19 protein-coding genes and 1 other RNA gene are annotated in these 20548 nt (G+C 71.4%); 5 read left to right on the top strand and 15 right to left on the bottom strand.

Translation table 11 applies throughout. From position 1 onward, the window contains the following. The first annotated feature begins 36 nt into the window (after positions 1-36). Entirely contained in the window at positions 37-687 is a 651-nt protein-coding gene (locus ABZU91_RS18255; protein WP_355241385.1) for a TetR/AcrR family transcriptional regulator, read from the top strand. 38 nt (positions 688-725) lie between these two features. Here the strand turns inward: ABZU91_RS18255 and rnpB are convergent. Then, positions 726-1143: RNase P RNA component class A (rnpB, locus tag ABZU91_RS18250), an RNA gene on the bottom strand. 109 nt (positions 1144-1252) lie between these two features. Continuing rightward, positions 1253-2209, bottom strand: a complete 957-nt coding sequence (locus ABZU91_RS18245; RefSeq protein WP_355241382.1) for a threonine/serine dehydratase — start codon at positions 2207-2209, stop codon at positions 1253-1255. A gap of 214 nt (positions 2210-2423) precedes the next feature. Between ABZU91_RS18245 and ABZU91_RS18240 the strand changes: the two genes are divergently transcribed. Further along, positions 2424-3185, top strand: a complete 762-nt coding sequence (locus ABZU91_RS18240; RefSeq protein ID WP_355241379.1) for a sulfite exporter TauE/SafE family protein — start codon at positions 2424-2426, stop codon at positions 3183-3185. A 104-nt stretch (positions 3186-3289) separates the two neighbouring features. Here ABZU91_RS18240 and ABZU91_RS18235 read toward each other — a convergent pair whose 3' ends face one another. Further along, positions 3290-4522 (bottom strand): MFS transporter, encoded by a 1233-nt coding sequence (locus ABZU91_RS18235; RefSeq protein WP_355241376.1) that lies wholly within the window; start codon positions 4520-4522, stop codon positions 3290-3292. A gap of 54 nt (positions 4523-4576) precedes the next feature. On the opposite strand from ABZU91_RS18235, the gene ABZU91_RS18230 reads away from it, so the two are divergent. Further along, a complete protein-coding gene (locus ABZU91_RS18230; protein ID WP_355241374.1) occupies positions 4577-5035 on the top strand; it encodes a MarR family transcriptional regulator in 459 nt (152 codons plus the stop codon). A gap of 320 nt (positions 5036-5355) precedes the next feature. Here ABZU91_RS18230 and mctP read toward each other — a convergent pair whose 3' ends face one another. The 7 genes from mctP to ABZU91_RS18195 all read right to left on the bottom strand — a co-directional run bounded on the left by mctP (position 5356) and on the right by ABZU91_RS18195 (position 12152). After that, a complete protein-coding gene (gene mctP, locus ABZU91_RS18225) occupies positions 5356-7005 on the bottom strand; it encodes a monocarboxylate uptake permease MctP (RefSeq protein ID WP_355241371.1) in 1650 nt (549 codons plus the stop codon). A 118-nt stretch (positions 7006-7123) separates the two neighbouring features. Next, positions 7124-7366, bottom strand: coding sequence for a DUF3311 domain-containing protein (locus tag ABZU91_RS18220; RefSeq protein ID WP_355241368.1), 243 nt, complete (start codon positions 7364-7366; stop codon positions 7124-7126). Between the two features lie 138 nt (positions 7367-7504). Next, positions 7505-8659 (bottom strand): bifunctional RNase H/acid phosphatase, encoded by a 1155-nt coding sequence (locus tag ABZU91_RS18215; protein WP_355241365.1) that lies wholly within the window; start codon positions 8657-8659, stop codon positions 7505-7507. A 3-nt stretch (positions 8660-8662) separates the two neighbouring features. Then, positions 8663-9400 (bottom strand): C4-type zinc ribbon domain-containing protein, encoded by a 738-nt coding sequence (locus tag ABZU91_RS18210; protein WP_355241362.1) that lies wholly within the window; start codon positions 9398-9400, stop codon positions 8663-8665. Further along, positions 9390-10262: a Nif3-like dinuclear metal center hexameric protein gene (locus ABZU91_RS18205; RefSeq protein ID WP_355241359.1), complete on the bottom strand. Its 873-nt coding sequence runs from the start codon at positions 10260-10262 to the stop codon at positions 9390-9392. The genes ABZU91_RS18210 and ABZU91_RS18205 overlap by 11 nt, the downstream gene beginning before the upstream one ends. 71 nt (positions 10263-10333) lie before the next feature. Then, the gene (locus ABZU91_RS18200) at positions 10334-10909 is read right to left on the bottom strand and encodes a flavoprotein (RefSeq protein ID WP_355241356.1); all 576 of its coding nucleotides are present in this window, start codon (positions 10907-10909) and stop codon (positions 10334-10336) included. A 13-nt stretch (positions 10910-10922) separates the two neighbouring features. Next, a complete protein-coding gene (locus tag ABZU91_RS18195; RefSeq protein WP_355241353.1) occupies positions 10923-12152 on the bottom strand; it encodes a helix-turn-helix domain-containing protein in 1230 nt (409 codons plus the stop codon). 247 nt (positions 12153-12399) lie between these two features. Here ABZU91_RS18195 and ABZU91_RS18190 point away from each other — a divergent pair, with 247 nt between their 5' ends. Next, on the top strand, positions 12400-13071 hold the full coding sequence (locus ABZU91_RS18190; protein ID WP_355051440.1) for a bifunctional DNA primase/polymerase: 672 nt from the start codon (positions 12400-12402) through the stop codon (positions 13069-13071). Positions 13072-13532: 461 nt separating this feature from the next. Here ABZU91_RS18190 and ABZU91_RS18185 read toward each other — a convergent pair whose 3' ends face one another. From ABZU91_RS18185 to ABZU91_RS18165, 5 genes are read right to left on the bottom strand one after another with little or no spacing between them, the layout of a single operon-like run. Then, positions 13533-14255: an FAD:protein FMN transferase gene (locus ABZU91_RS18185; RefSeq protein WP_355241350.1), complete on the bottom strand. Its 723-nt coding sequence runs from the start codon at positions 14253-14255 to the stop codon at positions 13533-13535. 49 nt (positions 14256-14304) lie between these two features. After that, positions 14305-14916: an FMN-binding protein gene (locus tag ABZU91_RS18180; protein ID WP_355241347.1), complete on the bottom strand. Its 612-nt coding sequence runs from the start codon at positions 14914-14916 to the stop codon at positions 14305-14307. An 11-nt stretch (positions 14917-14927) separates the two neighbouring features. Continuing rightward, complete coding sequence (locus tag ABZU91_RS18175) at positions 14928-16346, bottom strand: ferric reductase-like transmembrane domain-containing protein (protein ID WP_355241344.1); 1419 nt, start codon at positions 16344-16346, stop codon at positions 14928-14930. Beyond that, positions 16343-17725: a DUF1501 domain-containing protein gene (locus tag ABZU91_RS18170; protein ID WP_355241341.1), complete on the bottom strand. Its 1383-nt coding sequence runs from the start codon at positions 17723-17725 to the stop codon at positions 16343-16345. The genes ABZU91_RS18175 and ABZU91_RS18170 overlap by 4 nt, the downstream gene beginning before the upstream one ends. 8 nt (positions 17726-17733) lie before the next feature. Next, positions 17734-19857: a DUF1800 family protein gene (locus ABZU91_RS18165; protein ID WP_355241338.1), complete on the bottom strand. Its 2124-nt coding sequence runs from the start codon at positions 19855-19857 to the stop codon at positions 17734-17736. Between the two features lie 429 nt (positions 19858-20286). Between ABZU91_RS18165 and ABZU91_RS18160 the strand changes: the two genes are divergently transcribed. Beyond that, positions 20287-20544, top strand: coding sequence for a DUF3040 domain-containing protein (locus ABZU91_RS18160; protein ID WP_234586377.1), 258 nt, complete (start codon positions 20287-20289; stop codon positions 20542-20544). The last annotated feature ends 4 nt before the right edge of the window (positions 20545-20548 follow it).

The following is a 20548-nucleotide window of genomic DNA, read 5'->3' as shown; positions in this document are numbered from 1 at the left end:
AAGCAATGTAGCGCTACATGAGGTAATGTAGCAAGCATGCAGAACGCACGGGATCGGCTCCTGCTCGCCGCAGCGGAGTTGCTGGAGAGCGGCGGCACGGTGTCCACGAGGGCGGTGTGCGATCGCGCCGGGGTGCAGGCCCCGACGCTGTACCACCACTTCGGCAGCAAGCAGGGCCTGATCGACGCCGTGGCGAGCCACGGCTTCACCCAGTACACGGCGATCGAGAGCTCTGGCGACCCGCTGGACGACCTGCGCGAGGGCTGGGACAGGCACGTGCAGTTCGGGCTGGAGCACCCGTCGTTCTACGGGCTGCTCTACGGCCGCGCCCAACCGGGAAAGCCGTGCGCCGTCACCGCTCCCGCGCACGCCGCGTTGCGCGAACGGTTAACCGCCGCCCGGGGCCTGCTCAAGGTGCCGGCGGCCGATGCCGCCGAACAGGTGTTGGCCGCCAACGTCGGCATCACGCTGACCTTGATCAGCCAGCCGGAGCCGGATTTCGGGCTGTCCGGACGCGTCCGCGAGGCAGCGCTGGCCGGAGTCCTGCGCATGCCTCCCACCGACGACCGCGCGACTCGCGCGAGCGCCGCACTGACACTGCGTGCGCTGGTCGGCGATGACCAGGGCGACCTCACCCCTGGAGAACACGCGCTGCTCGGCGAGCTGTTGGACCGCCTGGCCCACTAGTCGAGCCATCGAATCCCGGTCTCCGAGCTGGTGGACGACGGACGAGTCGACCTGTACGCCGGATTCTGTGCGCGGCGCGTACCCCGAGGGGTTCCGCGCCGGCGGCGGCCATCCATCTCGGCCTGCCGTTGCCGACAGGCTCTAGCGGCCTACCCGCAGACATCGGGCGGGCAGCCCTCGAGCGTCTGCGCCGGGTCGTCATCTTGCGGTGACGGCCCTTGCTTGGCCTTGCTCCGGGTGGGGTTTACCGAGCCACCCCGGTCACCCGGGGTGCTGGTGGGCTCTTACCCCACCGTTTCACCCTTACCGTCCCCGTTGGGGGTCGGCGGTCTGTTTTCTGTGGCACTGTCCCGCGGGTCGCCCCGGGTTGCCGTTAACAACCACCCTGCCCTGTGGAGTCCGGACGTTCCTCGGCGGCGGGCCGAAGCCCGCCGACGCGACCGCCCGGTCGACTCGTCCGTCGCGCCTCCATCCTAACGACGCCGCGGGGACGCCCCTTTCCGCCCACCTCGGCTCGGCCGATGACGATGACGGACCGGCGCGGCCGACACACGCCCGAGGGCGCTCAGGCCCCCAGACGCGCCGTCCACGACGCCACGTCGGCGACCGTGGAGTTGCCGCCGCAGAGCACGAGACCCAACCGGGCGTCATCACCCACCCGCTCCCGTACCTGGCGGGCGGCCGGCAGCAGGCATCCGGCGGCCGGTTCGGCCCAGACCTTCGCATGCTCGGCCAACTCCACCGTCCCCCGTACCGCCTCGGCGTCGGAGACCACGAGCACGTCGCTCACCAGGGCGGTCACGTGGTCGTAGGTGAGCGGCGAGACGGTCGGCGCGCTGAGCGTGGTGACGATCGACGACAGCGGTACCTCGACCGGCCCGCCCTTGGCCAGGGCCTGCGACATCGCCTGCGCGCCCTCGGTCTCCACGCCCCAGACCCGTACCCCCGGCCGGCGTGCCCGCAGCGCCGCGGCCACCCCGGAGATCAGTGCCCCGCCGCCGACGCTGACCAACACGTCGGTCAACTCACCGGCGTCGTCGGCGAACTCCAGTCCAACCGTGCCCTGCCCGGCGAGCACCACCGGATCGTCGAACGGGTGCACCAGGGTCAGGCCGTCCTCCCGTAACCGGGACACGAGCGCGAACGCGGCGGGCATGCCGTCGGTCAACTGGACGTCGGCACCCGCCGCAAGGGCCACCTCGACGGCACGCGCCGGCGCCGTCCGGGGCATCACCACGGTCGCCGCCACGCCCAGGGCGCCGGCCATCACCGCGACCGCGATGCCGTGGTTGCCGCCACTGACCGCCACCACGCCCGCCGCCCGCTCGGCGTCGTCCAGGACGAGCAGCTTCGCCGCCGCGCCACGCGCCTTGAACGACCCGGTACGTTGCAGCAGCTCCAGCTTGGCGGTGACGGGCACGCCGAGCAGCTCGGACAGGCCAGGGCTGGGCACGGTGGGTGTGTGGACCACATGGCTGGCGATCCGGCCGGCGGCCGCCTCGATGTCCGCGAGCTCGATCATCGCTGAAGCGTGCCACAGCAGCGGCACGGGTCAGATCGCGGATCAGGAGGAGACCATCAGCGGTACCCGGTGAGCAGTTCCGCCCGAAGGTCGACGCCGGTGGCGGTGGACACCGAATAGACGTCCCCGAGCTGACCGAGTCACCCCGGCCACCCGGGCGATTAGCCGGCCGATTGTGCGGGGCTTCAGTGGGCCGGGCTAGCCTCGTGGGGCTATGGATCTCTCCCACGCCGCGCTGCTGCTCGCCGCCGGTCTCGCTGCGGGCACTGTCAACGCGGTGGCCGGTGGTGGTTCGCTGATCACGTTCCCGGCGATGATCGCGGTCGGGTTGCCGCCGGTGCCGGCGAACGTCAGCAACTCCGTCGCCGTGTTCCCCGGGTACGTCGCCAGTGTGGCGGGCAGCCGCCAGGACCTGCCGCGCCCCCGCGCGCTCGCCACGCTGGTGCCCACCACGATCGTGGGCACGATCGTCGGGGCGCTGTTGTTGCTGGCGACCCCGGCTCGCGCGTTCGAGCTGGTCGTACCCTTTCTGGTTCTCGGCGCGACCGCGGTCCTGGCCTTCCAGGACCCGCTGCGCCGACTGGTCGGTCACCCCCGGGATCTGTCGCCACGCCGGCGGACGGTCGCGGTTCAGACGATGGTCGCGCTCGGTGCGGTGTACGGCGGGTACTTCGGCGCGGCGCTCGGGGTGATGCTGGTCGCCGGCCTGGCGCTGGTGCTCGACGCGACCCTGGCGCGGGTGAGCGCTATCAAGAATCTGCTCTCCGCCGTGGTGGGGCTGACCACGCTCGTGGTGTTCGCCCTGTTCGGCCCGGTGAACTGGGCGGCGGTCGCGGTGGTCGCGCCCGCCACCCTCATCGGGGGGTACGCGGGCGCGCGGCTGGTCCGCCGGCTGCCGCCGGTGCTGCTCAAGGGGCTGATCGTGGTGTTCGGTACGGCGATCGGCCTCTACCTGCTCTACCGCGCCCTGCGCTGACGAGCCGGACGCCCAAGATCCGCGCAACTTCCGGGATACTGCTGCCTCAGCGCGCGTCGAGGCAGCAGTATCCGTGAAAGTGCGCGGATGTTGGAGCAGGTCCCTCAGTACGCCTCGCCCACCGGCTCCTCGGACGCGTGCTCGGTGTTCGCGGCAGCGCGGTTCCAACGGGACCACAGGACGCGCTCGCCGTAGCCGGCGGCCATCATGTGCGCGAACGCCAGGTAGACCAGCACTCCGACGGTGAGCACCCCGAACCCGACCCAGAACGGCAGCGCCAGGGACTGCTCGGCGAGCTTGCCGGAGATGATCGGCGCGGGCGCGGCGGCACCCCAGCGGACCAGGTTGAACGCGCCGGTGGCGAGCCTGCGGTCGCTGGAGCCGAGGCCGAGCGCCAGGTCGGTGAGGTTGGCGTTGGCCATGCCCATGCAGAGGCCGGCGAGCACGAGCACGACGAGCGCCTCGGCGGTGCTGGTGGACGTGGCGAAGAGAACCATGCAGATCAGCAGCCCGCCGATGGCCACGCCCACGGTCTGCACCGCGCCGATCCGGTGCGCGAGCCGGTGGCCGATCACCAGGATGCCGGTGGCCAGGCCGAGCCCCCAGCCGGTGAACGCGAGCCCCAGCGGGACGACGTCCAGGCCGAGGAACAGCGGCGTGTAGCCGAGTACGACGAAGAACACGAAGTTGTACGCGGCGGTCACCACGCAGAGGGCGATGAAGGCCGGCCGGCGGTAGGTGGCGAAGATCTGGCCGACGCGTACCGGGGCCTGGCGGTTGGTGGGCTCACGCAGCTTGCCGGCGGCCACACCGAGGGCGAGGACCATGAACACGCCGCAGACGAAGAACGGCAGCCGCCAGGAGACCTGGCCGAGCAGGCCGCCGATCAGCGGACCGACGGCGAAGCCGAGGCCGAGGGCGGTCTCGAACAGGCCGACCACCCACTCCCGGTCGATGGCCAGGTTGACCAGCACCACCATGGCGGTGGCGAAGAACATGGCGTTGCCCAGACCCCAGACGCCGCGCAGCACCGAGAGCTGCACGATGTTGCCGCTGAACGAGGCGAGGATGGCGGCCAGGCCGACCACCGAGACGCCGGCGACCAGCACCGGCTTGAAACCGAACCGGCCGCTGGCGAGCGTCGCCGGGATCATGCCCAGGGCCATGACCGCGATGTACGCGGTGAACAGCAACTCGACCTGCCAGGCGGTGACGCCGATCGCCTCCCCGATGGCGGGCAGGATCGGGTCGACGACCGCGATGCCCGCGATGGCGAGGAAGGCCACCAGCGTGGTGGCGTAGATGGCACTGCGGTTTGGTTCGGATGACCGATCCACTCCGACTCCCCAATTAGCTGTATCGTACAGGTACTTACCCTGTATCCTACAGCTATGAGCGACGACGACGAGAGCACCCTCGGACTGATCGAGACCGAGGTCGCCCTGCTGATGCGCTTCGGCGAGGCCACCCGGCGGGCCAGCGGGTCCGCCGAGCACCGGGTGCTCGACCGCGCGGCGTACGTGATCCTGCGGCACCTCGACGCGGCCGGCCCGCAGAACGTCTCCGCGCTCGCCGCGCGCCTCAACCTGGACGGCTCGACGGTGACCCGGCAGGTCTCCGCCCTGCAACGCGACGGCCTCATCGTCCGCGCCCCCGACCCCACCGACGGACGCGGCACGGTCATCTCCCCCACCACGGCCGGCCTCCAGCGGATGGCCGCCGTGCAGGCCGCCCGCACCCGGCTCTACGGCGACATGCTGTCCGACTGGACCCCCGAAGACCGGGAAATCCTGGCGCGGCTCCTGGGCCGCCTCAACCAGGCCCTGGTAAACCGCAACCGCCCCCGCTGACCCCCACCGACCCCCACTGACCCCCGCCGACCTCCGCCGACCCCCAAGATCCGCGCAACTTCACCGATGTTGCTGCCTCCACCGCAGCCGAAGCAGCAACATCCCTGAAGTTGCGCACACCCCACCTGGCCTTCGGCCCGACCGCCGCCAAGATCGCGCAACATCCTGGATGTAGTGGCATCCCCGCCGCCCGACACCACTACAACGCGCAAGGGGCGACAGGCGACAGGCGACAGGCGCGCGACGGGACCGCCAAGCAGCCCGGGCGCCAGCCTCGCGGCGGGCGCCCGGGCAACGGGTACAGCAACAGGGGATGGGTGTCAGGCGACCGGTTCGCGGGCCGGGTCGGCGTCGCGTTCGACGCCGGGGGTGACGCGGGGGTCACCCTCGTCGGCGAAGTAGTCCTCCGGCGTGGTGCCGTCGACTCCCTCGGGCGCCTTCGCGGCCCGCAGGATCAGCGTCAACAGGGCGGCGACCGCCAGGTTGACCAGTACCGCCACGATGCCCACGTAGATCGTCTTGGGCGTGTCGAAGCCGAACTTCTCCAGCGGGAAGGCCGAGCCCCCGAAGTGCTTCTTCGTCGGGCTCGCCACCTGGTAGAGCATCCACATGCCGAGGCCCATGCCGGCGACCCAGCCGGCGATCAGGGCGGTGCGGTGGAACCAGCGGGTGTAGAGGCCCAGCGCCACCGCCGGCAGCGTCTGGAGGATGATCACGCCGCCGATGAGCTGGAGGTCGATGGAGAACTGCGGGTCGAGGAAGACGATGCAGGCCACCGCGCCGACCTTGACCACCAGTGAGGTGATCTTCGAGACGTTCGCCTCCTGCGCGGCGCTGGCGTCCTTCTTCAGGTACTCCTTGTAGATGTTGCGGGTGAACAGGTTCGCCGCCGCGATCGACATGATCGCCGCCGGAACCAGCGCGCCGATGCCGATCGCCGCGTACGCGACTCCGGCGAACCAGTCCGGGAACTGCTGGTCGAACAGCAGCGGCACGATCGTGTTGTTGTCCACGCTGCCGGCCGAAGCCCCGGGCAGCGGCTTCACGCCGGCCGCGATGGCCATGTAGCCGAGCAGCGCGATCAAGCCGAGCAGCAGGCTGTACGCGGGCAGCGCCGACATGTTCCGCTTGATCACGTCCCGGTTCCGGCTGGCCAGGACGCCGGTGATGCTGTGCGGGTAGAGGAACAGGGCCAACGCCGAGCCGAACGCCAGCGTGACGTACTGGAGCTGGTTGTTGCCGTTGAGCAGGATGCCGTCGTTCGGGTTCGGTGACGCCTGGAACTTCGCGTCCGCCGCGTCGAAGATCTCGCCCCAACCGCCCAGCTTGTAGGGCAGGTAGATCACCGCCACGAGGATCACGATGTAGATCAGGCTGTCCTTGACGAACGCGATAAGCGCCGGCGCGCGCAGCCCCGACTGGTAGGTGTACGCGGCGAGGATGGCGAACGCGATGATGATCGGCAGGTGCCGGGCAACGGTGCTGTCCCCGGTCACGCCCATCGTCTTGAGGACCGCCTCGATGCCGACCAGTTGCAGCGCGATGTACGGCATGGTGGCGACGATCCCGGTGATCGCGATCAGCAGCGCCAGCACGGGCGAGTCGAACCGCGTACGGACGAAGTCGGCCGGGGTGACGAAGCCGTGCCGGTGCGAGACCGACCAGAGCCGGATCAGCACCAGGAAGACCAGCGGGTAGACGACGATCGTGTACGGCACCGCGAAGAACCCGGCCGCCCCGGCCCCGAACATCAGCGCCGGCACCGCCACGAACGTGTACGCGGTGTAGAGGTCACCGCCGACGAGGAACCAGGTGATCCAGCCGCCGAAGCTGCGCCCGCCCAAGCCCCACTCGTCGAGGTGCGCCATGTCCTTCGGCGCACGCCACCGCGCGGCCACGAAGCCCATCGCGCTGACCAGCAGGAACAGCAGCGAGAAGACGATGATCTCGGTGAGATGGTTGCGCCACATCAGCAGACCCCCTTCGTTCGCGACTGCGGGGCTCGCAAAACCGGCTCACTCCTCGCGCTCACCGCGCACCCCTTCGTTCGCGACTGCGGGGCTCGCAAAACCGGCTCACTCCTCGCGCTCACCGCACACCCCGCTTCTTCGTCAGCTGGTAGACGAACGTCGTGGTGGAGACGCCGAGCAGGATCCAGGCCAGTTGCAGCCAGTAGTAGCGCGGGAACCCGAAGATCCGGGGCGCGTCACTGTTGAAGAACGCCGGGATCAGCGGCACCACGATGGGGAGAAAGAGCAACCAGTTCCAGGGACTGTGGTCCTTCGCCCGGGACGGCGCCGTGGTGGGCGCCTCCGGTTCCGGTGCAGGCATCTGACACACCTCCGGGGAGTCGTGGCACGCGATGTAACGGCCGGAGGCTACGACTCTGTGACCGCCGTCACGATCAGCGCGCGGACGGCTCTGCGCCGAACGGCGCATCGGCTGCGCCGAACGGCGCGGACGCGCTGCTCAGGTAGTGGGGAGGTGCGCGGTGTCGTTGACCGTGCGGACCGCGATGCCGCCGTCGGGCCACAGGTCGAGCACCGAGATGCCCGCCGCGTCCAGGAAGAGCCGGTGCAGGAAGGCGTCGCTGGCGGCGAGGGCGTCGCGCAGCGCCAGCTTGATCGGCGAGACGTGCGAGACGACCACCACGGTCTCCCCGGGGTACGCCTTCGGCAGCGCGTCGACGACCCGGTGGACGCGTTCGGCGACCTGGGTGAACGACTCACCGCCCGGCGGGGCGATCCGCGCCGACGCGAGCCAGGCGTCCATCTCGCCCGGCCACTGCTGGCGTACCTCGGCGAAGGTGCGCCCCTCCCACTGCCCGAAGTCGCACTCGATCAGGTCGGCCTCGGTGCGGACCGGTACGTCACCTATCGCCTCGGCGATCGCCGCCGCGGTGGCCGTACACCGGGACAGGGGTGAGCTGAGCACGGCCGCGACGGACGGGGCCAGCGCGGCCACGCGCGCGCCGGTGGCGGCGGCCTGGGCGCGGCCGCGCTCGGAGAGCGGCACGTCGCCGCGACCGGAGTAGCGACCCTGTTCGGTGTACGCGGTCTCGCCGTGCCGCACGAGGATCAGCCGGGTGGCCGTGAAGCTCGGACGCGGCTCCCAGGAGGCCGGGGCGGTGGCCGGGTCGCTGCCGGTCGAGGCGCCGCCCGTCGGGGCGCTGGCCGAGGCCGGCGCGCTGGCCGCCAGCGGCGTGGGTCGGCCGGCGGCGGCGTCCATCGCGGCGTTGGCGAGCGCGTCGGCGTGCCGGTTCTCCTCGCGCGGGATCCAGGTGAAGCGGACCGCGCCGAAGCGGCCCACCAGCGCGGCCGCCTGGGCGGCGAGCGGACGCAGGCCGGGGTGCTTGATCTGCCACCGGCCGCTCATCTGCTCGACGACCAGCTTGGAGTCCATCCGGACGTCCACCTCGGCGGCGTCCAGTTCGGCGGCAGCGCGCAGCCCGGCGATCAGCCCCTGGTACTCGGCGACGTTGTTGGTCGCCGTACCCAACGACTCGGAGCGCTCGGCGAGCACCTCGCCGGTCTCCGGGTCGCGCACCACCGCGCCGTAGCCGGCCGGCCCCGGGTTGCCCCGGGACCCGCCGTCGGCCTCGACGACGACCACGCGCGGTGCCACGACCTACAGGCCCGACTCGTTGGTACGGACCATGATCCGGCGGCAGTCCTCGCAGCGGACCACGTCGTCCGGGGCCGCCTTGCGGATGCGGGCCAGGTCGGCGCCGGAGATGTCCAGCCGGCAGCCGCCGCAGCGGCCGGCGGTCAGCAGCGCGGCGCCCAGCCCGGTGTCCTCGCGGATCTTGTCGTAGAGGGTGACCAGCTCGGCGGGGAGGTCGGCCGCGAGCGGCTGCCGGGCACCCCGCTTGAACTCTTCGTCCTTGGCGATCTCGGCCAGCGCGTCGTCGCGGCGCTGCTCGGTGGCGGCCCGCTTCTCCCGGGTGTCGGCCAGCCGCTGCTCCACGCCGTCGAGGACGCTCTGGGCGGTCTCCCGCTGCTCCATCAACTCCAGCTCGGCGTCCTCCAGGTCACCCTGACGCCGGTTGAGCGAGGTCAGCTCGTGTTGGAGGGCCTCCAGCTCCCGGGCCGGACCGGTGCCGGCGGCGAGCCGGTTCTGGTCCTTCTCCTTGCGGGCGCGGACCTGCTCGACGTCCTTCTCCAGGCGGGCGATGTCCCGGTCCAGGTCGTCGACCGCCACCTGGGCGCGTACCCGCTCGTCCTCCAGCGACGACAGCTCCCGGGCCAGCGCCTCCAGTTCGGCCCGCTCCGGCAACGACCGGCGGCGGTGCGCGAGCTGGGCGAGGTTGGTGTCGATCGCCTGAAGGTCGAGCAGGCGGCGCTGGACCTGGGGGTCAGCCTTCACGGTCGGGCTCCTTGTCGTCCACAACGGGTGCGGCGGCGTGCACGGTCCACGGATCGGTGTCCAGGTCGGACACCAGCGTCTCGACGCCCGGCGCCTCCCTGAGGAGGGCGGCCAGGTCGTCCAGCCACGGTCGTTCGGTCGCCCAGTGGGCGGCGTCGATCAGGGCGGGACCATCGGCGGCGACATGCTCGCTGGCCGGGTGGTGCCGCAGGTCGGAGGTGAGAAACGCGTCCACCCCGGCGGCGGTCGCGGTGCCGAGGAAGCTGTCCCCCGACCCACCGCTCACGGCGAGGGTACGAACCATACGCCCGGGATCCCCCGCGGCGCGAACTCCCCAGGACGTGACGGGGAGCACGGCGGCGGCGTGCCGGGTCAGCTCGGCGAGGGTCATGGGGCGGGGCAGCTCGCCGATCCGGCCGATGCCCCGGTCGTCGCCGTGTGCCGGGGAGCCGGACGCGGGCCGTTGCAGCGGGCGCAGGTTGGTCAGGCCGAACCGGGCGGCGAGAGCGTCGGAGACGCCCGGGGACGCCACGTCGGCGTTGGTGTGCGCCACGTACAGCGCCACGCCGGCCCGGATCAACTGGTGGACGATCCGGCCCTTGACGGTCGTCGCCGCGACCGAGGAGACCCCCCGCAGCAGCAGCGGATGATGCGCGACGATCATGTCGGCCTCGGCGGCCAGCGCCTCGGCGACCGTCTCGGGCACCACGTCGACCACGCAGAGCACCCGGCGTACCGGGGCGGTCGGCTCGCCCAGCACCAGGCCGACGCGGTCCCAGTCCTCGGCCCAGACCGGCGGATAGCGGCGCTCCAACTCGACCACCACGTCGCTCACCGAGGGCGCGGATCGGCTTGTGCTCACGGCGGGCCAGCTTACCGGCGCGGAGGCCGCCGGACGGTGACACCCGGCCCAGCCGCGTACGACGGGCGGGCTCAGGCGGCGCGGTACGCGACGGTCCGCAGCGCGGCCAGCGGCATCTGCCAGGGGAAGGCGTGCATGTGCTGTTCGCCCGTCCCGGGTGGGTGCAGGGCGACCACGTGGTCACCGAAGAGCACCGTTATCCCCCACTCGGCCAGCCGGGCCACGCCGGCCCGGAACGCCGGGTGGGCGGCCATCGCGACGTTGGTGTACGGCACCGCGACGATCGGGATGCCCTTGCCCTGCGCCTCGACCAGCAGCCCGAGGGCGAGCGTGTCGGCGATACCCGCCGCCCACTTGTTGACCGTGTTCACGGTTGCCGGGCAGACAACCATGGCGTCGGCCGGCGGCAGCACGTCGGGATCACCGGGATTCTTGTAGTGCGTCCGCACCGGGTGGCCGGTCTGCCGGTGAAGGGCCGCCTGGTCGACGAACTTCGCGCCGTCCGGCGTGGTGATCACGCAGACGTCCCAATCGTCGGCCTGGGCCAGCTCGACCAGACGACCGACGTGACGGGCCAGCGGCGAACCGCAGGCGATGACATAGAGCACCGGACGGTGCTCGCTGGTGTGTGGTGCGCCGGTCGTCACACCGGCTCCGCGCTCATACCCCTACTCCCATCTGCTCAGCCAACTCCGCTACCGGAGAAGGCGGCGCACCCCGTGTGCGACGAAGGACATCCGACATCACCTCGTGGGCGATCGGCCGGCAGCGGATCTCCGACGGCGCGAGCCGGTCACCGAGCAGCAGCATCTCGCCGGCGTTCGCCACGTCGCCGATCTGGGCGTACCCGCGGGCGATGTCGAGCAGGTGGTGGGCCCGGCGCTCGGGCAGCAAGGCGTTGAAGTCGGGCTCCGCGATGCGCAACTGGTGGACCTCCACCGCGCGGCCCCCGTCGCCCAGCTCCACGGCGGCTGCGGCCCGGTGCAGCTCCACGTTCGTCGGGCCGAACGAGGTCCAGTAGTGGTTGTGGTCGCCGCCGAGCAGGGTGGCGGCCTCCTGCGCACAGTTGATCAGGTCGTCGACGCTTGCCGAGTCGCCGATCCGGGACGCGGCCATCGCGCCCTGCAACAGCAGCATCCCGTAGACGGACAGCCGGGCCGGCGAGACCTCGTTGCTGCCGCCGGGCGCGAGCCGGTTGGCGATCTGGACGTTCAGCTCCAGCGCCGGCCGGGCCCGGCCCATGGCGACCAGGGCGTTGCACACCCGGGTGGTGGCGATGCCGGCCAGCAGCGGGTCGTCGGCGCGCTGGGCCACCGCCATCGACCGGTCGGCCGCCAGCCAGGCCAGTTCGAACTCACCGAGCTTGCGCAGCACCGAGGACGCGATCTGGTAGACCTGCCCGAGCAGGTGGGCCGCCTCCGGCGCCTGCGCCCCGCTGTAGGCGGCGTCGGCCGCCTGGGCGTCGCGCAGCAGCTTGGGCAGCGCGCGGGTGAGCATCCCGTAGCGGCCGTACTGGTAGGTGAGCCAGGCGTGGTTGACGGCCTTGCGCATGTCGTCCAGCGGAGGCGGGTACGGCACAGCGTCGAAGTAGGCGCTCATCGAGTCGTACCGTTCCAGGGCGGCCCGGATCTCCTGCACCTCGATCTGGTCGATGCAGTTCAGCGCGTCCGTGCGTCGCTCCGGATCGCGGCCCAGCAGCAGCTGTACGTCCATCTGCAGGATGTCGGCGATCTCGTAGAGGACCGAGAACTTGTCCAGCCGGCGGACGCCCCGCTCGACCTTGTCCACCCAGCTCTTCGACTTGCCCAGGCGGTCCGCGAAGACCTGCTGCGACATCTTGCGCCGCCCCCGCCAGTAGGCCACTCGCCGTCCAATGGGTAGCTCGTCCATCTCCCCATCCCTCCCCTGCCACCGCCGCCCGGGGCGGGGCGATGTCCGCGGGTGCGGCGATCAGTCGTTCGTCTTGCAGTTTTCGCTGGTCGCACAGCGTGTACGTCAGCCGGAAAGCCAGTCCTCGTACTTTTCGTGCAAGTTGCACGAGCCGTTCGTCAACCTCAACGATCGTGGGTTACGGCAGTGACGGCGTTCGAACTGCGACCTGGCGTCCGCCGGGCCCGACCGAGAGGAGATGGCACACATGTGGGGGAACGTCGGACCGCGCGTCGCCGAACTGTCGCCGCTGGAACGCGTCCGGCTGCGCCGGGTCGCCATCCGGTACGCCGTACACGGTTGGGAGGTGACGCCCGGCGCCTGCCTCGCCCGCAGCCGGTTCGTGTGCGGTCGGGCCGGCTGTCCCACGGTGGGCTGCCACCCCGCGCTGGAGAACTGGGAGCTGGCCGCCACCACCGATCCGGCCCGGGTAGCCACCTGGTGGCGGACGCGCCCGCACGGTGTCCTGCTGCCCACCGGGCGGACCTTCGACGTTCTGGAGGTACCGGCACACCTCGGCCGGCACGTGCTCGACGCCGTGCAGACCCACCCGGCCGGCACCGGCGTACGCGGGCCCGTGCTCGTCACCCCCACCGGTCGGTGGATGTTCCTGGTACGGCCCGGCGACCCCCTGCGGCCGGAGTTGGAGCACTGCTTCCACGTGGTCCGGCACGGGCCGGGGTCGTGGATTCCCGCGCCGCCGACCCGACTGCCGGAGGGCACCGTCCGCTGGGCGGTCGCCCCGGAGCAGGCCCGTTGGCAGCTCCCCGACTCGTACCTGGTGCAGAACACCCTGATCGAGGCGCTGCGCGCCAGCGGGGTGACGCTCACCCACGACCTGCTCCCCGGTCACCTGCCGCTGCCCCGCCGGGGAAGGTGAGCCGGGAGCCGGTCGACGATTCGATCCGGTGACCGACAGCGTCGCCAGGCGGCCGGTCCTCGTTGAGCAGGTGACCGCGCGAACGCGCGTCACGAACGGGGGAACGATGTCCACGTACGACCGGTCGCCGTATCCCGGCGGCACCGAGCCGCCCCGTCGCGGCCAACCACGGCACCGCTGGGCCGGCACCCGACCGACCGGCTCGCGCCCCGGGCGGCCCCGCCCCACCGGCACCCGTCCCGCCACCACCCACCGCCCCCTCCGCTAACCCCCACCCCCACCCCCGCCCCACCCCCACCCCCACCCCGCCCCTGCGCCTCCCGCCCCCGCCTCGTCGATCTTGCACTTTGTGTCGCGGCATTCCCTGTCAAAAGGGGCAGATCGGCAACCGAAAGTGCAAGATCGCGGAGAGAGGTGCGGGGTGCGGGGTGCGGGGTGCGGGATGGGGTGGGGTGGGGTGGTTAGGGCGTTAGTGGGAGGGCGGCGGAGTGGAACTGGCGGGCGTCGTCGGTGATGACCGCGTAGGTGTGGTCGGTCAGCCGGTCCAGCCAGCCGATCCCCGCCGTCCCCATGGCCAGGGCGGCGGTGGCGTAGGCGTCGGCGACGCCCAGGTCGCTGCCGACCACCGTCACCGAGCGCAGCCCGCTGGCCGGCGCGCCCCGACGAGGGTCCAGCACGTGCCGTCCCCGCTCGTAGACGCCGGAGGTGGCCACCGCCAGGTCGGTGCCGGCGAGCACCAGGCAGGTCGCCATCTCGTCGAAGGGGTGCCGGATGCCGATGCGCCACGGCTCCCCCGTCGGCGAGAAGCCCCGTGCGCGGACGTCCCCGCCGGCGTTGACGTAGTGGTTCGCCGCGCCGGCGGCGAGGAGCCGGTCCGAGGCGACCTGGGCCGCCCAGCCCTTCACGAACCCGGACGGGTCGAGCCCGCCGGTGGCGTACGCGTCGAAGAACCCGTCGGTGACGCCCCACAGGTCGGCGCAGGCCTCCAGGACGAAGCGCAGGTCGGCCGACGCCTCGGAGAGCAGCACCTCGCCCCGGTCGAACCGGCACACCTCGCTCTCCGCCCGGTACGTGGTGAACCGGTCGTCTACCTCGTGCATCCAGGCGACGACGTCGTCGGCCAGCTCACGCAGGCGCGCGGAGGGCAGGTCGTCGGCGAGGTCCACGGTGATCGTCGTACCCATGATCTGTTCGACCCGGCACAGTCCGGGACGCGTCGTCGCCGCCGACACCTCAGAACGCCTGCTCGATGGCGGCTCGCAGCGACGTCTTGTACGCGTTGCTGGTCGCGGTGGCACCGGAGACGGTGTTGAGGTTGGCGCTCTGCTTCTTGACCACCTCACCACCGCTGCCGTTGTAGGCGCTGCTGACGTCACCGCTGTGGATGTCGGACTCGCCGCCGCTGGGCAGCGACAGCGTCACCGCGTCGACGATCTTGTTGCCGGAGACCACGATCTGCACCTGCACGTACCCGTAGTCGGCGGCGGTGTCCACGGTCGGCCCGGTGATCCGGCGGGTGGTGGGCTGCTGCGGGGCCTTGGTGGTCTTCGGCGCGGTCGGTGTCTTCGCGGTGGTCTTCGTGCCGGACGGCCGGGCGGTCGTCCGGCCGGGCTTCGGCGACGCGGGCGCGTCGGCGGTCGCCGACGGCGTCGGCGGCCCGTCCGCCGGGTCGCCACCGGGGGCGTCCGGGGCGACGCTCGGGTCGGCGGCCGGTCCGCTGGGGTTGACCGGCTGCGCCGACGGCAGGTTCTGGGCGACCTGGGTGGTGCCCGGCGAGCCCTTGAACACCACCAGGGCGGTGGTGGTGGCGGCCAGACCGGTGATCGCGAGCAACGCGCGACGCATGCGATGCCTTCCTACAGTTCGAAGGTTGCCAGGTGGATCTGCCGGCGGGGCACACCGGCGCCGCGCAGCGCGCGCACCGACAGCTCGACGAGCCCGGACGGCCCGCAGAGGTAGACGTCGCGCCGGGCGACGTCGGGCACCAGTTGACGCAGCCCGTCGGGGCTCATGAGCTGGCGGGGGCCGGGGTCGTCGCGGGAGCCGATGACGTACCAGATCGACGCGTCGCGTTCCTGGGCCAGCCAGTCCAGCTCCCGGCTGAGCAGCACGTCGGCCGGGGTGCGGGCCCGGTAGATCAGGGCGGCGCCCGGTGGCAGTTCCTCCAGCATGGCCCGGATGGGCGTGATGCCGCTGCCGCCGGCGATCAGCAGCGCGCGTTCGCGCAGCCGGTGTGCGGCGGTGAAGGTCCCCGACGGGCCCTGGGCGAACACCCGGGTCCCCGGTTCGAGGTCGCGCAGGTCGGCGGTGTGGCGACCGACGACCTTGACGGTGAGCCGCAGCCAACGGCCGTTCGCGGCGGCCGAGACGGAGAACGGATGCGACTGCCACCAGGAGCCGGGGGTGAGGAAGCGCCAGCGGAAGTACTGCCCGCCGAGCATGGCGAGCCGGCCCAGCCGCTCACCCGTGAGGTAGATGGAGATGGTGTCCGGGCTCTCCGCGACCACGTCGGCGACGCGCAGCCGGTAGCGCAGGTTGAACGCCAGCGGCGTGATCACCCGACCCCAGAGCACCGCGGCGACAACCAGCAGGTAGAGCGCGATCCAGCCGGTGCGTACCGGGCCCGGCTTGTAGAGCTGCGCGCCGTGGGTGAACTGGTGCCCGTAGCCGAGCAGCAGCACCAGGTAGCTCGACCGGTGCAGCAGGTGCCACAGTTCGTAGGGCAGCGCCCGACGGATGGCCCGGATGCTGCTGAACCCGATAACGATCATGATGCCCGCGGCGACGAACGCCGAGAGCATGTCCTCGTAGTCGCCGAGCAGCGTGCCCACCTCGGCGAGCACCGAGTGGTTGCGCAGGTCGGCGTACCCGACGACGATCAGCGACAGGTGCGCCAGCACGGCGACCAGCAGCGTCGCGCCGATGTCGCGGTGCCAGCGGCCGATCTGCTCGCCGCCGATCCACCGCTCCAGCACCGGCAGGCGACTCATCATCAGCACCTGCACGAGCAGCAGGTAGCCGGCGATCAGGCCGGTGATCCGGCCGGCCGCGGTGAGGGTCGCCGCGCTGCTGCGCAGCGATCCGGCCGGGGTGCCCAGCCACCACGGCAGCACGCTGGCCAGCAGCCCGATCACCAGCAGCGCGGCGAGCAGCCGTCGGCCGCCGGGTCCGCGCCGCTCCGGGATCTGCGGGGGTACGGGAGCAGCCGACCGGCCGCCGTGCCGGGACGAGGTCCCGGTGCGGCGGCCGGCGGCGTGGGTGTGCGAATGCGTCACGCGTACAGCTTCATCGGGGCGAACTTCATGCGCGGGAACACCTTCTGCACCTCGGCGTTGGTGAGCCCGAAGCGACCCTGCGCCAGGGAACCGTAGACATTGAACATGTTGTTGTATTCCGGCACGTCGCCGGAGTCCAACTTGCTGAGGCCGTTCCACGTGCCGAGCAGCGACCCGGCCAGCTTCTTGCCGGACAGGACGGTGACCACGCCGCCGTGGCCGTGGTCGGTGCCGCCGGTGTTCGAGCCGACCCGGCGGCCGAACTCGCTGGACACCATGACGGTGACGTCGGCGGCCTGCGGACCGAGGTCGGTGAAGAACGCCGCCATCGCGCTGGCCAGCTCGTTCAGCCGGCGGTGCAGCTGACCACCGCTCTGGGTGCCCTGGTTCTCGTGGGTGTCGTAGCCGCCCATGCCGACGGTGGCGACCCGGACGTTCGCACCACCCTTGATGAGCTGCGCGAGCTGCTGGAACGCGTTGCCGATGCCCTCGTACTTGACGCCCGTGGCGGGCTGGTACGGCTTGGCGGCGAGCTTCTGCGCGGTGGCGAGCGCGCCCATGCCCTCCTGCACGGCCTCCTCGACCGGGTGGTTGATCCCGGTGAAGAGTCCCTTGATCGCCTTCTCGGTGGCGGCGCGGAACTTGTCGTCGCCGTTGAGGCGCAGCGAGCCGACGCTGTTCAGCGAGAGCGCGCCGTTGTTGCCGACCAGCGAGCGCGGCAGGGTGCTGCCGATGCCGACGCTGCGGAACGCGGTGCCCTTGCCCAGGTTGTCGACCAGGCCGTCGAGCCAGCCCCGGCCGCCCGTCTCGTTGGGCAGCCCACCCAGGTTGCAGGCGTCGGCGGCCTGGAAGTGGCTGCGGGACAGCCGCTCGTCGGAGACCGCGGGGATGAAGCCCAACTGACCGGCCTTCAGGAAGCTCTCCAGCGGCTTGAACGCGCTGGTCAGCTTGAAGCCGCGGCTCAGGGCCAGCGAGTCGTTGCCGAGCAGCAGGTCGGGCCGGGCCTTGGCGAGCACCGCGTCGCCGTCCGGCGCGACGAGGCTCAGCCCGTCGAGGCCGCCGTACAGGAAGACGTGGATCAGCGTGCCGGTCTTGGTCGCCGCGAACGACGCCGAGGTGGTGACGAACTGGGCGGTGGCCAGGGCGGTGGCGGTGGCCGCGGCACCGGCGACGAAGGTCCGTCGGGTGACGCCGCGCCCGTCCTGCTGGGCCTCCTCCAGGTCCTCCAGCCGGCGGTAGCGGTCGGCCTCGGCCGCGTTCTCGGCGGCCACGAGGTCGGCCTCCGCGCGCAGCAGCGCCTCGGCCGGGTTGTCGGCCAGCCGTCGCACGTCGGGGCATTCGGGGTGCAGGGGGAAAGAGTTGTACACAGTCTTCTCCATCGGGTGCCTCACCGGAGGTGGTGCTGGGGGGAAGCGAGGATCGCCCGCGCGACGGCGGTGATGGCCCCGTTGAACGTGGCGTCGACCTTGGCGGTCGCCGACACACCGGCCACGCCGAGGATGAGGTTCTTCTCCCGGGTGCTCAGCTTCTGGCCCACGAGCCGCAGGGACAGCGCGTCCACGTACGCCCCGGCGGTCGCCGGCGGCTTGACCAGCTTCTCCGGCGCGGTGTACGTGAAGACGGTGCGGTAGCCCGCCACGATCTCGCCGGCCTCGTTCCAGCCGTTGACCATCGTGCCGGCCGAGGTCCACGCGATGTAGACGTCGGGGTAGCCATCCGGGGTGGGCTGACCCATCGGGTACTGGCCCAGCTCGCGCAGCTTGTCGTGGATCTGCCGCAGGCCCCGGGCGAACGGGGTGCGCTTGTTGTCGCCGTTGTCGTTCTTGGCCGACGCCTCGGGCGAGACGCCCAGGGTGCGGTACGTGGCGACCAGGTACTCCATCGGGCGGCGCACCTTCTGGCCCACCGCGGCCCAGAACTCGGACGAGCTGAACAGCGTCATCAGCACCGGCTTGATCATGCCGTTGTTGCTGCTGTACGTCTTGGCCAGCCGGTCCACGAGGGACTTCGGCGGGGTGTCCGAGACGAACCGGGTCGCCAGGCTCTGCGCCACGTACTTCGCGGTCGAGGGGTGCAGCGCGATGTAGGTGATGTACTTGTCGATCGCCGCGTCGACGGCGGCGATCTCCTTGGCCGTCGGGTTGTTGATGTCCTTGATGCTGAACGTGTTGGGGTGGGTGAAGCCGAGGATCTTCACCTTGCCCATGTAGTGCTGGTTGACGCGCAGGACGTACTGGCCCTTGTCGTCGACGCCACGGCCGGTCTGGAGCATGGCGGCCTGCCGGACGTCACCCTCCTTGTAGCCGCCGTCGACGCCGACCGAGTACAGCTCGAGGTTCTCGCGGGCGAGGTTCTCGTTGATGGCGTCCTTGCGGGAGTCCTTCTGGTTCAGGTAGATCAGCAGCGCGGGGTGCTTGTTCGCCGCGACCAGCATCTCCGGGTAGCTGCCGAGCGCGTGCTTGCGCACGACGTCCTTGTCGAACGAGGTCCGGTAGACCTCCCCGCCGTCGAAGTCGGCGGCGACGTGCAGGTAGTCGTTCCAGAAGTCGACCATCACCTCGAAGAGCTGACGCTTCGACCAGATCTGCCGGGCCAGGGTCGCGTCGACGACCTCCCGCTCCGGCTGGGCGCCCTGGTCGTTGAGCTTGTCCCGCTGGTCGCGCAACTGCTGCACGGAGAGCGTCTGGGTGGGCAGCTCGGCGAGCTTCAGCTCGGCCTTGCTCGGCTCGATCTTGTCCGGGGCGAGCTGCCCCCGGAGCCACGCGTCGATGCCCTGCTGCTTGATGTCGGCGACCACGGCGGGCGTCGCCCCGAAGGTGGCCCGCCGGGCGAGGTGCAGGATCGGGTCCTTGGCGAGCACGGTCTTGACGGTCACCGTGGTCGCCGCGGCGGCCGCCGCCGGGCCGGAGAAGGTACGACCACCGGCGGGCGCGTTCTTCTTCAGCGCCTCACCGGCGCGCGAGCCCATGTAGCTCTCGTTCTGCTCGGTGTAGGTACGCACCGTGCTGGGCTGCTGGCCGCTGGGTCGCGCCGCGGTCCCGTCGGTCACCGTGCTGCCGGTCGCGTCCGCCGACGCCTCGTCACCGAAGAGGTCGCGGAACTGCGGGGTCATGGCGAGCGCCGCGCCACCGGCCACGACGGCGGCGGTGCCACCGAGGGCCGCCATGGCCTTGCGCCGGCCGACCTTGCGACCCGGCTGGTCGTCGTCGTCCAGAGTGGGCAGACCGGCGCCGGCCGGGCCGGACGGGACGGGACGGCCGAGGCCCTCCGGGCCGACCCACTGCGGCCCACGCGGGGCGGGAGCGGGCTGGGCGTCGTACGCGTACCCGTCGGCGTACTGCTCGCGCGGGTCGCCCTGCGCCGGGTAGCCGCCCTGGTAGGGGTGGGGCGAGTCGTATCCGTACGACCCGGACGCGGTGGGGTCGCCGTACGTGTCCGAGGTGTGGTGCTGGCGTCCGTCCCAGCCGCGGTCGTCCCGCGGTCGACGTGGTGGCACATTCTGGTCGGCCATGTACCAATCCCGATTTCTGATGAGCGCCGGAAGCTGCGACCGAGCGGGTGCGGCAGGTGCGGCGACTGTTGCCTGAGGGGGTTGCTACGGCAAGGTAACCAAGCGCTCAGGTGCCTTCAAGGCGGGCCGAACACGCCCGTGACGGCACTTAAGACAGCCCTCACCACGGCATTCGTGGCCGGCGGCCCGTTCGGTCCGGGCTCCGACCTTCCCAGCAGGGCGGACGCGCGGCAGCCGGGTACGGATCGGACCGCGCCGCCGTACGCGTCACGATCTTCGCTGTTCACCACCACAGGCAAACTTAAGGTTCGGATAAGCCGGACGTGAGGTTGCCTCACCTAGGAAAAGTAGGAGGAGCGAGCGAGCGTGAGCCGCCGCCGCAGCGGGTATGCCGCCGAACCGCTGAACGCGTGAGGGGAAGGCAGCGCCATGCTCAGCAAAGAGGATCAGCGCAGGTTCGACCAGATCACCCGTCAGCTCCGGGAGAGCGACCCGGCATTCTTCGCCCGACTCGACCATCGGGTCCGGGCCCGTCGGGGCCGATATCTGATGTTGTTGACCATCGTGCTGTGGGCGTCGCTGCCGGCGATGGCCGTGTTCGCCGGGCGGCTGGCCGGCGCGATCTGCGCGGTGGTGCTGGTGGCCAACGCGGCGATCATGTGGCGGTTCCGCCGCCGCTGGACGTGACGGT

This window comes from Micromonospora sp. NPDC005174, assembly GCF_040608495.1.
Lineage (GTDB): Bacteria > Actinomycetota > Actinomycetes > Mycobacteriales > Micromonosporaceae > Micromonospora.
This window is presented reverse-complemented; position numbering and strand designations above follow the sequence as displayed.

What these genes read in the sequence shown, in the direction of transcription:
- ABZU91_RS18190 (WP_355051440.1), top strand. Translation starts at nt 12,400, where the DNA reads ATGTGGGGGAACGTCGGACCGCGCGTCGCCGAACTGTCGCCGCTGGAA.
- ABZU91_RS18185 (WP_355241350.1), bottom strand. Translation starts at nt 14,255, where the DNA reads ATGGGTACGACGATCACCGTGGACCTCGCCGACGACCTGCCCTCCGCG.
- ABZU91_RS18180 (WP_355241347.1), bottom strand. Translation starts at nt 14,916, where the DNA reads ATGCGTCGCGCGTTGCTCGCGATCACCGGTCTGGCCGCCACCACCACC.
- ABZU91_RS18245 (WP_355241382.1), bottom strand. Translation starts at nt 2,209, where the DNA reads ATGATCGAGCTCGCGGACATCGAGGCGGCCGCCGGCCGGATCGCCAGC.
- ABZU91_RS18165 (WP_355241338.1), bottom strand. Translation starts at nt 19,857, where the DNA reads ATGGCCGACCAGAATGTGCCACCACGTCGACCGCGGGACGACCGCGGC.
- ABZU91_RS18195 (WP_355241353.1), bottom strand. Translation starts at nt 12,152, where the DNA reads ATGGACGAGCTACCCATTGGACGGCGAGTGGCCTACTGGCGGGGGCGG.
- ABZU91_RS18170 (WP_355241341.1), bottom strand. Translation starts at nt 17,725, where the DNA reads ATGGAGAAGACTGTGTACAACTCTTTCCCCCTGCACCCCGAATGCCCC.
- ABZU91_RS18255 (WP_355241385.1), top strand. Translation starts at nt 37, where the DNA reads ATGCAGAACGCACGGGATCGGCTCCTGCTCGCCGCAGCGGAGTTGCTG.
- ABZU91_RS18240 (WP_355241379.1), top strand. Translation starts at nt 2,424, where the DNA reads ATGGATCTCTCCCACGCCGCGCTGCTGCTCGCCGCCGGTCTCGCTGCG.
- ABZU91_RS18220 (WP_355241368.1), bottom strand. Translation starts at nt 7,366, where the DNA reads ATGCCTGCACCGGAACCGGAGGCGCCCACCACGGCGCCGTCCCGGGCG.
- ABZU91_RS18230 (WP_355241374.1), top strand. Translation starts at nt 4,577, where the DNA reads ATGAGCGACGACGACGAGAGCACCCTCGGACTGATCGAGACCGAGGTC.
- ABZU91_RS18160 (WP_234586377.1), top strand. Translation starts at nt 20,287, where the DNA reads ATGCTCAGCAAAGAGGATCAGCGCAGGTTCGACCAGATCACCCGTCAG.
- mctP (WP_355241371.1), bottom strand. Translation starts at nt 7,005, where the DNA reads ATGTGGCGCAACCATCTCACCGAGATCATCGTCTTCTCGCTGCTGTTC.